Source organism: Spiribacter halobius, from assembly GCF_020883455.1.
Classification (GTDB): Bacteria; Pseudomonadota; Gammaproteobacteria; order Nitrococcales; family Nitrococcaceae; genus Sediminicurvatus; species Sediminicurvatus halobius.
Genome location: NZ_CP086615.1, coordinates 542,537 through 556,511, shown reverse-complemented (window position 1 = coordinate 556,511; position 13,975 = coordinate 542,537). Strand labels below are relative to the sequence as shown.

9 protein-coding genes are annotated in these 13,975 nt (G+C 73.5%); 4 read left to right on the top strand and 5 right to left on the bottom strand.

Annotated elements, in window-relative coordinates; genetic code table 11:
• Positions 1 to 15: 15 nt before the first annotated feature.
• Positions 16 to 2,730 carry a cation-translocating P-type ATPase gene (locus tag LMH63_RS02565; protein WP_109679954.1) on the bottom strand — a complete coding sequence of 905 codons (2,715 nt, stop codon included), beginning with the start codon at positions 2,728 to 2,730 and terminating at the stop codon, positions 16 to 18.
• Between the two features lie 261 nt (positions 2,731 to 2,991).
• Between LMH63_RS02565 and LMH63_RS02560 the strand changes: the two genes are divergently transcribed.
• The gene (locus tag LMH63_RS02560; RefSeq protein WP_109679955.1) at positions 2,992 to 3,750 is read left to right on the top strand and encodes a DUF3050 domain-containing protein; all 759 of its coding nucleotides are present in this window, start codon (positions 2,992 to 2,994) and stop codon (positions 3,748 to 3,750) included.
• Positions 3,751 to 3,981: 231 nt separating this feature from the next.
• Here the strand turns inward: LMH63_RS02560 and LMH63_RS02555 are convergent, their stop codons facing one another.
• Together LMH63_RS02555 and LMH63_RS02550 are read right to left on the bottom strand one after the other, a co-directional pair.
• Entirely contained in the window at positions 3,982 to 5,514 is a 1,533-nt protein-coding gene (locus LMH63_RS02555; RefSeq protein ID WP_109679956.1) for a cryptochrome/deoxyribodipyrimidine photo-lyase family protein, read from the bottom strand.
• Positions 5,511 to 5,651, bottom strand: coding sequence for a DUF2256 domain-containing protein (locus tag LMH63_RS02550; protein WP_109679957.1), 141 nt, complete (start codon positions 5,649 to 5,651; stop codon positions 5,511 to 5,513). The genes LMH63_RS02555 and LMH63_RS02550 overlap by 4 nt, the downstream gene beginning before the upstream one ends.
• Before the next feature lie 144 nt (positions 5,652 to 5,795).
• Between LMH63_RS02550 and LMH63_RS02545 the strand changes: the two genes are divergently transcribed.
• Together LMH63_RS02545 and LMH63_RS02540 are read left to right on the top strand one after the other, a co-directional pair.
• Positions 5,796 to 6,407 carry a DUF924 family protein gene (locus LMH63_RS02545; protein ID WP_109679958.1) on the top strand — a complete coding sequence of 204 codons (612 nt, stop codon included), beginning with the start codon at positions 5,796 to 5,798 and terminating at the stop codon, positions 6,405 to 6,407.
• Between the two features lie 460 nt (positions 6,408 to 6,867).
• Positions 6,868 to 9,354, top strand: coding sequence for an EAL domain-containing protein (locus LMH63_RS02540; protein WP_109679959.1), 2,487 nt, complete (start codon positions 6,868 to 6,870; stop codon positions 9,352 to 9,354).
• Here LMH63_RS02540 and LMH63_RS02535 read toward each other — a convergent pair.
• Positions 9,267 to 11,606 (bottom strand): putative bifunctional diguanylate cyclase/phosphodiesterase, encoded by a 2,340-nt coding sequence (locus tag LMH63_RS02535; RefSeq protein WP_109679960.1) that lies wholly within the window; start codon positions 11,604 to 11,606, stop codon positions 9,267 to 9,269. The two genes, LMH63_RS02540 and LMH63_RS02535, sit on opposite strands and share 88 nt — an antisense overlap.
• A complete protein-coding gene (locus LMH63_RS02530; RefSeq protein ID WP_109679961.1) occupies positions 11,603 to 12,436 on the bottom strand; it encodes an NAD-dependent protein deacetylase in 834 nt (277 codons plus the stop codon). The genes LMH63_RS02535 and LMH63_RS02530 overlap by 4 nt, the downstream gene beginning before the upstream one ends.
• A 236-nt stretch (positions 12,437 to 12,672) precedes the next feature.
• Here LMH63_RS02530 and LMH63_RS02525 point away from each other — a divergent pair, with 236 nt between their 5' ends.
• Positions 12,673 to 13,938, top strand: coding sequence for a Bcr/CflA family multidrug efflux MFS transporter (locus LMH63_RS02525; protein WP_109679962.1), 1,266 nt, complete (start codon positions 12,673 to 12,675; stop codon positions 13,936 to 13,938).
• Positions 13,939 to 13,975: the final 37 nt, after the last annotated feature.

Sequence of the window (13,975 nt, the reverse complement as noted above, 5' to 3'; positions counted from 1 at the left end):
CGCGCAACTGTCATGTCAAGACCTGACCCCTACGCCGGCGGCGCGTACCGGCCCCGCCGCCGGCTGGCGGCGGTACCACCACTTGTGCGCCTCCACCAGGAGCAGGGCCGGCAGGCTCGCCAGCACCGCGCGCAGCCAGTCCCCGGCCCCGAGCGGGCGTGTATCGAAGAGCAGCTGCATCACCGGCAGGTAGGTGAAGGCGAGCTGCGCGGCGACGATCAGGCCCGCGGCACCCAGCACGTAGGGGTTGCCGAGCAGGCCGTCGCGGGTGAACGTCGGCGCCCGCAGCCGGCGCGCCGCGAACAGGTACCAGAGCTCCACCAGCACCAGCGTGTTCACCGCGAGCGTCCGCGCCTCGGCGAGATCCCGGCCCTGGGAACGCTCCAGCAGGAACAGCCCGAACGCCGCCGCGACCATGGCCAGCGCCACCAGCGCCAGGCGCGACCAGAGCCCGGAAGGCACCAGCGGCGCCCGCGGCGGCCGCGGCGGGCGTGCCATGACGCCGGGCTCGGGCGGCTCGAAGGCCAGTGCCAGCGCCAGCGTCACCGCGGTGATCATGTTCACCCAGAGGATCTGCACCGGGGTGATCGGCAGCGTCATCCCGGCAAGCACGGCCAGCACCAGCATCAGCGCCTGACCGGCGTTGGTGGGCAGGATGAACAGGACCGACTTGACGATGTTGTCGTAGATCACCCGCCCTTCGCGCACCGCCGCCTCGATGGTGGCGAAGTTGTCGTCGGCGAGCACCACCTCGGCGGCCTCGCGGGCGGCGTCGGTGCCCTTGCCGCCCATGGCGACGCCGACGTCGGCACGCTTCAGCGCCGGCGCATCGTTGACGCCGTCGCCGGTCATTGCCGCCACCTCGCCGGCGGCCTGCAGCGCCTGCACGAGGCGCAGCTTGTGCTCGGGGGAGACGCGGGCGAACACGGCGGCCTCCCGGGCCACCCGGGCGAAGGCCGCGTCGTCCATGGCGTCCAGCTCGCGGCCGGTAACCGCGGCGCGGTCGCTGCCGGCGAGCCCCAGGGCGCGGCCGATGGCGGCGGCGGTGACGCCGTGGTCGCCGGTGATCATCTTCACGCGGATGCCGGCGGACTGGCAGGCGCGAACGGCCTCGATGGCCTCGCTGCGGGGCGGGTCGATGATGCCGACGATGCCGAGCAGCGTCAGCCCCTGGAGGTGATCGCGGTGCAGCGGATGCGACCGCGCCGGCGCCGCCGCCACGGCCAGCAGGCGCTGGCCCTCTGCCGCCATGGCCTCGGCCCGGGCGTGCCAGGCGTCGCTGTCCAGCGGCGCGTCCCCGTCACTGCGCTGCGCGCGCTCGCACATGGCGAGGATGACCTCCGGCGCCCCCTTCACCAGCACCTGCTCACCCTCGGGAAGGCGGTTGCGCGTGGCCATGTAGCGGTGCTCGGAGTCGAAGGGCACGATATCCGTGCGCGGGCACTGCCTTTGCAGGGCGTCGGGGTCCACACCCGCCTTGTGGGCCAGCACCAGCAGCGCCGCCTCCATCGGGTCCCCGGATACGCGGGGTGCGTCCGGGTCGCCATGGTCCACGGCGGTGTCGTTGCAAAGCACCAGCGCCCGCACGAGCGCGGCCAGGGCGCGGTCCGCCTGCGGCTCGCCGCCGGTGATCGCGCCCTCCCGGCGGTAGCCCTCGCCGCTTACCCGGTAGTCGTGGCTCGCCGTGGCAACGCTGCGCACGGTCATCTCGTTGCGGGTCAGCGTGCCGGTCTTGTCCGAGCAGATGACCGTCACCGCGCCCAGAGTCTCGACGGCGGGCAGGCGGCGCACGATGGCGTTGCGCGCGGCCATACGCCGCACGCCCAGCGCCAGGGTGATGGTGACGATGGCCGGCAGGCCCTCGGGGATGGCCGCCACGGCGAGGCCGACGGCGGCGAGGAACAGGGTCACCGGGTCGAAGCCGTGCAGGGCCATGCCGGCGAGCACGGTGGCGGCAGCAAGCCCGAGGATGACCACGGCAAGCTGCCGGCCGAGGCGATTGAGCCGCCGCAGCAGGGGGGTCGTCACCACCTCCACCCGCGCCAGCATCCCGGTGACGCGGCCGAGCTCGGTGGCCTCGCCGGTGGCCACCACCACGCCCTCGCCCTGGCCGGCGGTCACCAGCGTGCCGGCGAAGGCCATGCCCGTGCGATCGCCGAGGGCAGCGTCGGCGGCCACGGGCTCGGTGCCCTTGTCCACCGGGACGGACTCGCCGGTGAGCGCGGACTCGTCCACCGCCAGGCCCTTGGCGGCGAACAGGCGCAGATCCGCCGCCACCTTGTCCCCGGGCTGCAGGTAGACGATGTCGCCGGGCACGAGGGTCGTGGCGGCGACGGTGCGGCGGCGGCCGTCACGCCGCACCACGGCCTCCGGCGAGAGCAGGCTGCGGATCGCCTCCAGGGCGTGCTCGGCCTTGCCCTCCTGGATGTAGCCGATGGCGGCGTTGATCAGCACCACGCCGAGGATGACGCCGGTGTCGATCCAGTGGCCGAGGCCGGCGGTAACGGCTGCGGCCGCGATCAGCAGATAGATGAGCAGATTGTGGAACTGGGCGGCCAGCCGGCGCAGGCGGCTGCGGCGCTGCGGCGGCCGGCCGCGGTTCTCGCCGTAGCGCTCGAGACGGCGCTCGACCTCCGCCGCGGAGAGGCCGTCGCGATGGGTCTCCAGCGCATGCAGAACGTCTTCGGCGGTCTGGGCATGCCAGCTCTGAACTTCGATCTGGGCGCTCACCGGACACTCCTGGCACAGGGATGCTGCACTGCGACAGCCAGTTTACCGCGCCGGCCCCGGGCCAGGGTGATGCCGGTCAAGGAGAGGGGCGCAGGCAGGTTCACCGCTTTGTGACGCACTCCGCATCTCACGGCGTGCGTCGGTCACGTACAATCCAGGGATTGCGCGAGTCCGACCGCGTAGCATCGGCAAGGTGTCCGCGGGCGGGCAGGCGCCGGCAGGTCAGGAGGACCGTTGGGGCGGCAGCCCAGGGAGGCCCGCATGTTCGAGACTCTGGAAAGGCGCCAGGCCGGCCTGGCCCACCATCCCGTCTTCCAGCTGCTGCGCTCGCCGGAAGCGGTGCGCCTGTTCATGCAGCACCACGTCTTCGCGGTGTGGGACTTCATGAGCCTGCTGAAGGCCCTGCAGCAGCGCATGACAGGCTGCACCCTGCCCTGGCGCCCGGCACCGCATCCACCCCGCCTCATCCGCCTGATCAACGAGCTGGTGCTGGAGGAGGAGAGCGGCCTCGACATGGGCGGGCGGCCCATGAGCCACTACGAGCTCTACCTGGAGGCGATGAGCGAGGTCGGGGCCGATACCCGGGCCGTCACCCGCTTCGTGGACGACCAGGACCTGCGGCGCCTGCCGCCGGCGGTTCGCGAGTTCGTGGACTTCCACCTCACCATCGCCACCCGCGGCATGGACGAGGAGGTGGCCGGCGCGCTGCTGTTCGGGCGTGAGCGGGTGCTGCCGGAGCTCTTCACCGCACTGATCACCGGCCTCGGCGACCGCGGCGCCCGCTGCCCCCATTTCCGCTACTACCTGGACCGCCACGTGGCCCGCGAGCAGCACCACCACGCCGCCCGCAGCCGGGAGCTGCTGGAATACGTGGTGGGCGAGGACCCGGTCCGCCGGCAGTGGTGCGAGGATGCCACCCTGCGCAGCCTGGAGCTGCGCCACCGCCTCTGGGACGCCACCGCCGCCGCCATCATCGAGGCCCGCGCCGACATCGACCGCCGCGAGAGTCACGGGCGCTGATCTTGCGGGGTTCTACGGGGATTAACCGCGAAGACGCAAAGGGCGCAAAGAGGCAAAAAGCGAGTAGTAAGAGCCGTAGGTCGGCAAGCGCGCAGCGCTCGCCGACAGCCGCGCAACGCGCGGCCATGCGTATGCTCTTTCCGGCGTGTCGGGTAGCGCCTGTGGCGCTTCCCGACCTACCGGTTTCTTTGCGCACTTTGCGCCTTTGCGGTTAGTCCCGTCCCCGGACAGTTACAGCTTCAGGCGGCCCTGGCCGGGCGCGGCGGGGCGCTTGGGGCGGCGGGGGCTGGGGCTGCGGCTGGCGTGGCGCTGGCGGATGCGTTGTGACTCGGGGCGCATGTCCCGGCTCGCCCGGTGCCCGCGTATCCGCCGCCGGGCCTCGCGGGCGGCGGCCTGGTGGTCCACCACCGGCTCCGGATAGTCGCGGCCGATGCGCACCCCGTAGCGCTGCTGCAGGCTCGCCGGCAGCTGCCAGGGCTCGTGGATCCACTCCGCCGGCAGCGCGTCGAGCTCCGGCACCCACCGGCGGATGAACTCCCCCTGCGGGTCCTGATCCCGGGACTGCTTCACCGGATTGTAGATGCGCAGGGTATTGATGCCGGTGGTGCCGGACTGCATCTGCACCTGGCAGTAGTGGATGCCCGGCTCGTAGTCCGTGAACAGCCGCGCCAGGTGCAGCGCCGGCTCGCGCCAGTGCAGCCAGAGGTGATAGCTGGAGACGGCCACCAGCATGGCGCGCATGCGGAAGTTGATCCAGCCGGTGGCGGCGAGCATGCGCATGCAGGCGTCGACGAAGGGCAGGCCCGTGCGCCCCTGGGCCCAGGCGGCGAAGCGCTCCGGGCCGAAGTCGTCCTCGCGCAGCCCGTCGTAGCCCCGGTGCAGGTTGCGGAACTCGATGTCCGGCTCGTCCTCGAGCTTCTGGATGAAGTGGCAGTGCCAGTGCAGCCGGGACTCGAACGATTTCAGCGACTGCGCCCAGCGCGAGCGCGGCGCGCCGGCCCGGGCCGCCGCCCAGCGCCGGCGATGGGCCTGCACGACCTCGCGCAGGGACAGCGTGCCGTAGGCGATATGCGGCGAGAGCCGGCTGCAGACCTGCTCGGCGCTGGCGGGGCTGGACATGCCGCGGCGGTAGTCCTCGCCGCGCTCGGCGAGGAAGCCCGCGAGCAGCCGCTCGCCTGCCGCGCGGCCGCCCGCCTGTCGCTGCGGGCAGGGCGTGCGTCCGACACCGAGCCGTCGCGGCAGCGTCTCGACCGTCAGGCCCGGTGCCACCGGCGCAGCCACCGCCTCGGCTGGCGGCGTGATCACGGGCTGGCGCATGCGTGCCTCCCAGAGACCGGCCCAGCGGTCGCGGTCGTCGAGCCCCCGCACCACGCCGAACTGCGGTGTCTCGTGCAACGCCACCCCCTGCTCGCGGCACCAGGCGCGAACCGCCCGGTCGCGGGCGTAGCTCCAGGCATTGCCGGTCTCCTCATGGGCATGCACGGCGGCGATGCCGTGTGCCGCGTGGAGGCGGGCCAGCACGTCCGTCACCGCGCCCTCGGCGAGATGGAGCGCCAGCCCCAGCCGCCGCAGCGCCTCGTCCAGCGAGGTGAGGCTCTCCCGGATGAACGCCCAGTGCCGCTCGGCCGTATCCGGCTGCGCCCAGTAGCCCGGCTCCACCACGTACAGCGGCAGCACCGGGCCGCATTGGGCGGCCGCCGCCAGCGGCGCATGGTCCGCCACCCGCAGATCGCGCTTGAACCAGACCACCTGCACGGCGCTCATGCCCGGCCTCCCCGCCGCTGCCGGCGGCAGCGCTCACTGCAGTAGCGCACCTCATGCCACACCCGCGCCCACTTCCGCCGCCAGGTGAACGGGCGGCCGCAGACGGCGCAGACTTTCTCGGGCAGCGGGCGTTGCATGGGGCGGCCGCAGGTCTGGCGTTTCGCGTTTAACGTTTCGCGTTTAACGTTGTGTCGTGCCTGTTGGGGACCGGGACGGAACGGCGAAGTTCGCGCCACGGCGCCCCTGCAAGTTGGTATTCATCGCGACGGAGGCCCCTCTCCATGACACCCGATGCCGAAGCCCTGCTCACCTACTGGTTCGGCGAGGACGCCGACGCCCTTTCCGACGCCGCGATTGCGCAGCGGCAGGCGCAGCTCTGGTGGGGCAAGAGCGACCAGCAGGACGAGGAGATCCGCGAGCGCTTCGGCGCCCTGGCGGCCCAGGCGGCGCGCGGCGAGCTGGACGCCTGGGCGGACAGCGCCCGTGGCCGGCTGGCGCTGATCCTGGCCCTGGACCAGCTGCCGCGGGTGGTGCACCGGGGCCGACCCGAGGCCTTCGCCAGCGACCATCTGGCCCTTGGCCAGTCACTGCAGGCCCAGCGCCTGCGGGAGGACCTCACCCTGCGCCCGGTGGAGCGTGTCTTCGTGTACATGCCGATGGAGCACGCCGAGGCGCTGCCGGTCCAGGACGAGTGCGTGCACCGCTTCGAGGAGCTGCTCGCCGCCGTGCCCGAGGCCGAGCGCGAGCCCTTCGAGATGTTCCTCGACTTCGCCCGCCGGCACCGGGACGTCATCCTGCGCTTCGACCGCTTCCCCCACCGCAACGCGATCCTCGGCCGCGCCTCGACGCCGGCGGAGGAGGCCTATCTGGCGGAGCCCGGCGCCGGCTTCTGAGCGCCGCCTACCATGGGGGCGGACCGCGAAGGACGCCCGCGGCCCGTCGCGGAAGACGCCACCCACGTCCGCGAAGCGGGGCGGGGTGGGAGCGCCCGGGACCGTAGGCGAGAGGGACCTCGCCTACGAGCCCCCAGGGACGGGTTCACGGCGTGTCCCGGGCGCTCCCACCCCGCCCCGCCTCGGCACGGCCGATGCCTCACCCGCGGCGGCGCGGCGCAGGTCTACGCAGCCAGGTTCGTCATCAGATCCGACGATGACGCTGCGGATCGCCAGCCCGCAATCACCGTGGAATGAGGCCTGACTTTCCCCGGCGCCAGTCTGTGCCTACAATCGCCGGCATTGGGCCTTCTGCGGGAACACAACCCGCAACGGGGGAGGAGGGCATCCCATCACCATCCCGCATCAGGGGCTGAGCGCCCCGGACATTGCGGACGAGGCACGCGAGGGCACGCTCGCCGTGCTGGCGAGAACCGCCGCGGCGGCCCTGCAGGCCCCGGTCGTGGCGATCATCGAGCCCGGGGAGGCTGACGGGCTGCGCATCGCCGCGGCTGCCGGCCTGCGACTGGAGCGCCTGCCGGCGGACCTCGCCACCCACCTGCCCGCCGACGACGATGGCCCAACCTGCCAGTCCTTCCCCGCCGCGAGCGCACCCCACCTCCCCGGCATGCCGGGAAGCGTCCGCGTGCTCGCGGCCATGCGCCTGCCCTGGCCCGAGGGTCCGCGGCTGCTGCTGGCCGCAGACCATCGCCCCGATGCGCCGCTGGCAGACTGCTGGGAGGCCGTGCATCCCGACCTGGCGCAGCTGGCTGCCGCGCTGGAGCCCGGGCCGGTCTTCACCGCCGCGCCGGAGGGCGACGGCCCGGCCCGGGCGCTGGACGTGACCCTCCGCCGGGTGCTGGATGCGCTGCCGGTGCCGATCTTTTTCAAGGATTCCGACTGCGTCTATCGCGGCTGCAACCGCAGCTTCGCCCGACAGATCATGGGCGCGGAGCCGGAGGCCATCGTCGGCCGCGGCGTGCACGACCTCGCCCCGCCGGAGCTCGCGGCCCGCTATGCCGAGGCGGATCGCGCCCTGCTCGAGGCCGGCGGCACGCAGTGCTACGAGAGCGAGGTGCGCTTCCACGACGGCAGCCGCCACACCATCGAGTTCCACAAGGCGGTGATCCACGACGCTGCCGGCCGCCCCACGGGACTCGTCGGCGCCATGCTGGACGTCACCGAGCGTAACGCCGCCAGGGCCCGGCTGGAGGCCCGCGAGCGGCTGTTCCACGACGTCTTCCACGCCTCCGAGGACGCCATGATGGTGCTGGTGGACGGGCGCATCGTGGACTGCAATGCCGCCTCGGCGCGGCTGTTCCGCGTCCCCGGCCGCCAGGCGCTGATCCCCCACACGCCCTGGGCGCTGTCGCCGCCGCATCAGCCCGACGGCAGCGACTCCCGCGAGCTCGCCGAGCGCATCATCCGCATCGCCGAGACGCGCAAGTTCTATCGCTTCGAGTGGATGCAGCGGCGCTTCGACGGCACCGACTTCCCGGCGGAGGTGACCATCACCACCGTCGAGTACGACGGCCGCCCGGCCCTCTACGCCACACTGCACGACATCAGCGAGCGCAAGCACCGCGAACGCGAGGTGGAGCGCCTCGCCCATTACGACCCGCTCACCGATCTGCCCAACCGCCGGCTGCTGCGCCGCGCCGGCGAGGAAGCCATCAAGCGGGCGCTGGTGAGCGGCGCGGGGCTCGGCGTGCTGTACATGGACCTGGACCGGTTCAAGGACGTCAACGACACCCAGGGCCACGATCACGGCGATCTGCTGCTGGTGGAGGTGGCGGCGCGGCTGCGTGCCTGCGTGCGCCGCCGGGACACCCTGGCCCGCGTCGGCGGCGACGAGTTCGCGCTGCTCATGCCGGGGGCCGACCACGCTGCGCTGGCGGCTACCGCGGCCCGTATCCAGGAGGCCTTCCGGCGCCCGTTCAACGTGCGCGCCGGCGTGGTGCGCATGGGCGCGAGCATCGGCGGCGTGGTCTGCCCGCGGGACGGGCGCAGCCTGAACGAGCTGCTGCAGCACGCCGACATCGCCATGTACCGGGCCAAGGACGCCGGCCTCGGCTACCTGCCCTACGAGGCGGAGCACGGCCTGGAGCTGCACGCGCGGGTGAACCTGGAGCGCGAGCTCGCCCGCGCACTGCGCGAGGGCACCCTGGAGCTCGCCTACCAGCCCCGGGTGGGGGCCGCAAACGGCCGGGTGGCGAGCGTCGAGGCCCTGGTCCGCTGGCGCGGCCGCGAGCAGGAAATACCCACCGAGCGCTTCATCCCCGTGGCCGAGACCAGCGGCCTGATCCACAGCCTGGGCGAGCACGTGCTGGAGCTCGCCTGCCGCCAGCTGCGCGCCTGGCAGGCCCGGGGCGTACCGCTGCGGGTCGCGCTCAACATCTCCGCCCGGGAGCTGCAGCGGGACGACTTCGCCGAGCGCGTGCTCGCCGCCATCGAGGCTCATGGCGTTGCCGCCGAGGGGCTCGAGCTCGAGATCACCGAGAGCGCGGCGATGGCCTTTGCCGAGTCCAACCTGGATTCCCTCGCCCGGCTCAAGGCGCAGGGTGTCTACATCGCCATCGACGATTTCGGCACCGGCTACTCCTCGCTCAGCTACCTCAAGCGCCTGCCGGTGAACGCGCTCAAGATCGACCGCTCCTTCGTCCGCGACATGCTCGAGGATCCCACCGATGCCGGCATCATCGAGACCATCGTCGCCCTCGCCCGCAGCATGGGCCTGGAGACGGTGGCCGAAGGGGTGGAGACGGAGGGCCAGGAACGGGCGCTAATCGCCCTCGGCTGCGATTCCCTGCAGGGCTACCGCTATGCCCGGCCCGGGCCTCCGGAGGCACTGGAGGCACTGCTGGAGCGCCCGCTGCTGCGCCCGGACCGGCACGAAAGCGAGGCATAGGCCGCTTCCGCGGCCCGGCGCCACTCGCCGTCCGCCGCCGTCAGCTCGTCCAGGGCACCTGCCAGGGCCCGCCGCTCGCCACCGGCCGCCGCCCGCAGCACGCCGCGGGTGGCCCGGGTGAAGGCCTCGGCCGCCCCCTGCAGCCGCGCGCCCGTCCCCGGCTCCAGGCCCTCGCTCGCGCCGCGCACGTCCGCCCGCAGCGCGGCGACGGTCTCCGCCAGCCCGTCGCCGTCGCCCCCCGGGCGCTCGCCACCCAGGGCCTCCAGCCGCTCGCGCAGCGCCGCCCGGCGCACGTCCAGCTCCAGCAGCGGCAGCACCGCCCCGGGCTGGGGCGGCGCCGCCGGCAGGGCGGGGTCCGGCCGGTGGCTGGCGAGCCACTGCCCCAGCGCTTCCCCTGGCATGGGCCGCGCCAGCAGAAACCCCTGCAGCACATCGCAGCCGAGGCGCGTAAGCAGGGCCTGCTCCTCGGCGGCCTCCACGCCCTCCGCCACCGTCTCGATACCCAGCCCGCGGGCGGTAACCAGGGTGCCGGCGACGATGGCGAACTCCCGCGGGCTCGCCGCCAGGCGGCTGACGAAGCGGCGGTCGATCTTCAGCCGCGTCACCGGCAGATCCTGCAGATGGGTGAGGGAGGCCTGACCGGTGCCGAAATCGTCCAGGGCGACGCGACAGCCGAGGGCACGCAGGCGCTGCAGCACCCGCACCGCGAGCCCCACATCGGCGAAGGCGGCAGTCTCGGTGACCTCGATCTCCAGGCGCTCCGGCGGCACACCGGGATGGCGCGAGAGCGCCGCGGTGACGTCTTCGATGAAGCGTTCGTCGAGCAGGTGCCGCGCACCGATGTTGACGCCGGCGGTGAGCGCCGCGCAGTCCGGTGCCGCGAGGCGGGTCAGGGTGGCGTCCAGCACCTGCAGGCCGATGTCGCGGATCAGGGGCGAGGCCTCGGCCTCGGGCATGAAGCGCCCCGGGGCGACCTGGCCCTGGCGTGGATGCTGCCAGCGCAGCAGGGCCTCGAAGCCCACCACCTGCCCCGCCTGGGGGCCGCGCAGGGCGAGCTGGGGCTGGAACCAGGGCTGCAGCTCACCACGACGCAGCCCCTGGCGCAGCTCGGCGTAGAGGACGTGCCGGCTGGAGACACGGCTCTCCAGATGCGGACCGTACAGGCAGTGCTCGCCGCGGCCGAGCCGCCGGGCGCCGGCGAGCGCGACACCGGCATGCCGCAGCACGGTGAGCGCGTCCTCCGCGGCGTCCCCGGTGACCACTGCCGTGACCCCGGCAGCGGCGGACAGCGACACCCCCCGCCCGGCCACCTGCAGGGGACGGGCCAGCGCCGCCTGGCAGCGCTCGGCGAGATGCCCCGCAGGCAGGGCGGCGGGCAGGTTGCGGAACAGGACCACGAACTCGTCGGCCCCGAGCCGCGCCACCTCGGCGTCCGGCGCCAGCTGCCGTAGCCGCCCCGCCACCTCCAGCAGCACCTCGTCGCCGGCGCCGGGGCCGAGGTCGGCATTGAGCTCGGAGAAGTCATCGAGGTCCAGCTGCACCAGCCCGATACGCTCACCGCCCTCGCCGAGCAGTGCGCCGAGCCGCTCCTGCAGACCCGCCCGGTTGAGCAGCCCGGTGGCGGCGTCGCGGGCGCGCAGCCGCTCGAGATCGGCGCGGTTGCGCTGCTCGGACTCGCGCAGGGCGATGCGGTCGAGCCCCACCTGCACCAGCCGCGCCAGCGCCAGGAACGGCTCCAGCCCCACCCGGGCGAAATAGGCCGGGTGATCGGCATAGACGGTGACCAGGCCCCACTCCGATCGGTGCAGCAGCGGGAACGGCAGCGCCAGCACGGCGAACACCCCGGCGTTCACCGCGGCACGGTGCCAGCGCGTGACCCCCGGCAGCAGGCGCGCCACCGGGCCGAGCCGCGGCGGGATGTCCTGCACCACTGCCTGCCCCTCCTCCAGCGCCCGGCGCACCGGGCCGCGCATCATCAGCGCCGAGCGATCCACGCTGAGTGACTCGCCGTAGCGCTGCTCGGGGCCGGCGCAGTACTGCGGGCGAATGACCGGGGCGCGGGGGTCGCCGAGGTACAGCCAGGCGAGCCGCAGCCGCGACGAGGCGGCGGCCAGCCGGTCGGCAAAGCGGGCGAGGATGCCGGCCATGGCCTCGCCCTCGTCGAGGTCGCCCATGGCCTCCACCAGCGCCGCGGAGAGGCGCGCCCGCTCGGCGTCGGCGTCCAGCGGGCCGAACTCCATCGCGGCGTTCATGCCCGGCCGGTGCCGCCGAGGCGTCGCAGCAACGCGGGCAGCGTCTCCCGGCAGTCGCCGGTGACGCGACCGGCGGCCTCGCCCTCGGCACGGGTCAGACCGAGGCCCGCCAGCACCACCGGGACACCAGCCTCCCGGGCAGCGCGCACGAAGCGGTAGCCGGACCAGACCATGAGCGAGGAGCCCGCCACCAGCAGCAGCCCGGCCCGCGAGACCTGCGCCAGCGCCGCCGACACGCGCTCCCGCGGCACGCCCTCGCCGAAGAACACCACCGCGGGCTTGAGCACGCCGCCGCAGGCCCGGCATGCAGGCACCCGGAAGTCGCGGTAGTCGGTGCCGGCGAGGTCGGCGTCGCCATCGGGGGCGATGCCGCTTACCGCTGCACCCTCCGCCCAGCCGGGATTGGCGGCCTCGAGCTCGCCCTGGTGCTCATCCCGGGGGCGGACGCGCGCGCAGTCCAGGCACTCGACGCGGTCGAGCCGGCCGTGGAGGTCGATGACCCGGCGGCTGCCGGCCTGCTGGTGCAGGCCATCGACGTTCTGGGTGATCACCGCGGTGAGCCGGCCGCCGGCCTCGAGACCGGCCAGGGCACGGTGGGCGGCATTGGGCCGCGCGGCGGCAACCCGGCGCCAGCCGACCAGGCTGCGCGCCCAGTAGCGCTGGCGCGCCCGCTCGCTGCCGAGGAACTCCCCGAGCTGCATGGGCGGGCTGCGCTTCCAGGCGCCGCTGGCATCCCGATAGTCGGGGATGCCGGACCCGGTGCTGACCCCGGCCCCGGCGAGCACCACCGCGGGACCACCCCCGCCCAGCCAGCCAGCCACCTCGTCCACGGACAGCTCAGGCGCGGCGGACGTGGGACGGCGCGCAGGGGCCGGCGCGCTGAGAGGCGAGGCACTGGACACGGCTGACTCCTTCAGAACCCGCTGTCGGCAGTCTACCGGCGCGGGGACGGGTGCGGGTACCACCCGGAGGATTCGCCGCGAGCGGCGTCAAAGCGCCCGCGGAGCCGCCCCGCCGGCAAGCGTGCGGTACACTGCGCAGCCCGCAGCCAGGCTCACGGCCTCCGATGCCCGACGACACCCGCTCTGCCCCCTCGGCCACTGCAGCGCCGCCGGCCCGGAGCGAGTTGCGGCGTCGCGGCGTGCGGCCGGACGGCTTGGGGCTGGTGGTGATCCTCGGCGTAATGAGCGCCTTCGGGCCGCTGTCCATCGACCTGTATCTGCCGGGGCTGCCCCTGATCGCGCGGGACTTCGCGGTGGACGCGAGCCTCGTGCAGCAGAGCCTGAGCCTGTTCTTCCTCGGCCTGGCCGCCGGCCAGCTCGCCTATGGGCCCCTGGCCGACCGGTACGGGCGGCGGCCGCCGCTGCTCGCCGGCATCGTGCTGTACTTCGCGGCGAGCCTGGTCTGCGCGCTGGCGCCGGATGTCTCCACCCTGAACGGCGCCCGACTGGTGCAGGGGCTCGGTGCCGCGGCGGGGCCGGTGCTCGCCCGGGCCGTGGTGCGGGATCTCTACGAAGGCCGGCAGGCGGCACGGATGATGTCGTTCGTGATCCTGGTGATGACCATCGCCCCGCTGCTCGCCCCGGTGATCGGCGGCTGGCTGACTGCAAGCCTCGGCTGGCGCGCGGCGTTCTGGTGCCTGGTGGCGTTCGCCGTGCTCTGTCTGGCGCTGGTGCAGCAGGGCCTGCCGGAGACCCACCCGCCGGCGCGCCGCAGCGGCGCCACCCTGCTGCGACTGACGGCGGCCTACGGGCCGATGCTGCGGGCGCCGGTGGCGCTGGGCTATCTGCTCTGCGGCGGGATGACCTTCGGTGCCCTGTTCGCCTACGTCACCGGCAGCCCGTTCGTCTACACCGAGGTGTTCGGGGTGCCCCAGAGCCGGTTCGGCTACTATTTCGCCTTCAACGTGCTGGGGCTGGTCATCGGCAACCTCATCAACGGCCGGCTGGTGATGCGCTACGGCTACCGGCGGATGCTCGGGGCAGCGGTCACGGTGATGTTCGCCGCGAGCTGGCTGCTGGCCGGGCTGACCCTCGGCGGCGAGACCCGCCTCGCCGTGCTGGCCGCACCACTGTTCCTGGCCGTCGGCACCGTGGGCATGGCCGCCGCCAACACCGTCGCCGGCCTGCTCGACCGCTACCCGCAGAATGCCGGCGCGGCCTCGGCCCTGTTCGGCCTGTTCCAGTTTGGCCTGGGTGCCGTCACCGGCTCCGCCGTCGGCGCCCTGGGCGACGACCCCCTGCTCGCCATGACCGGCGTCATGGCCGGCGCGGCCACCATCGCGATGGGGAGCTACATCACCCTGCGATGGCTGGTGCGGCGGGGGATTTAGCACCCGAGTTTCGGGTTTCGGGTTTAATGTTTAAGGT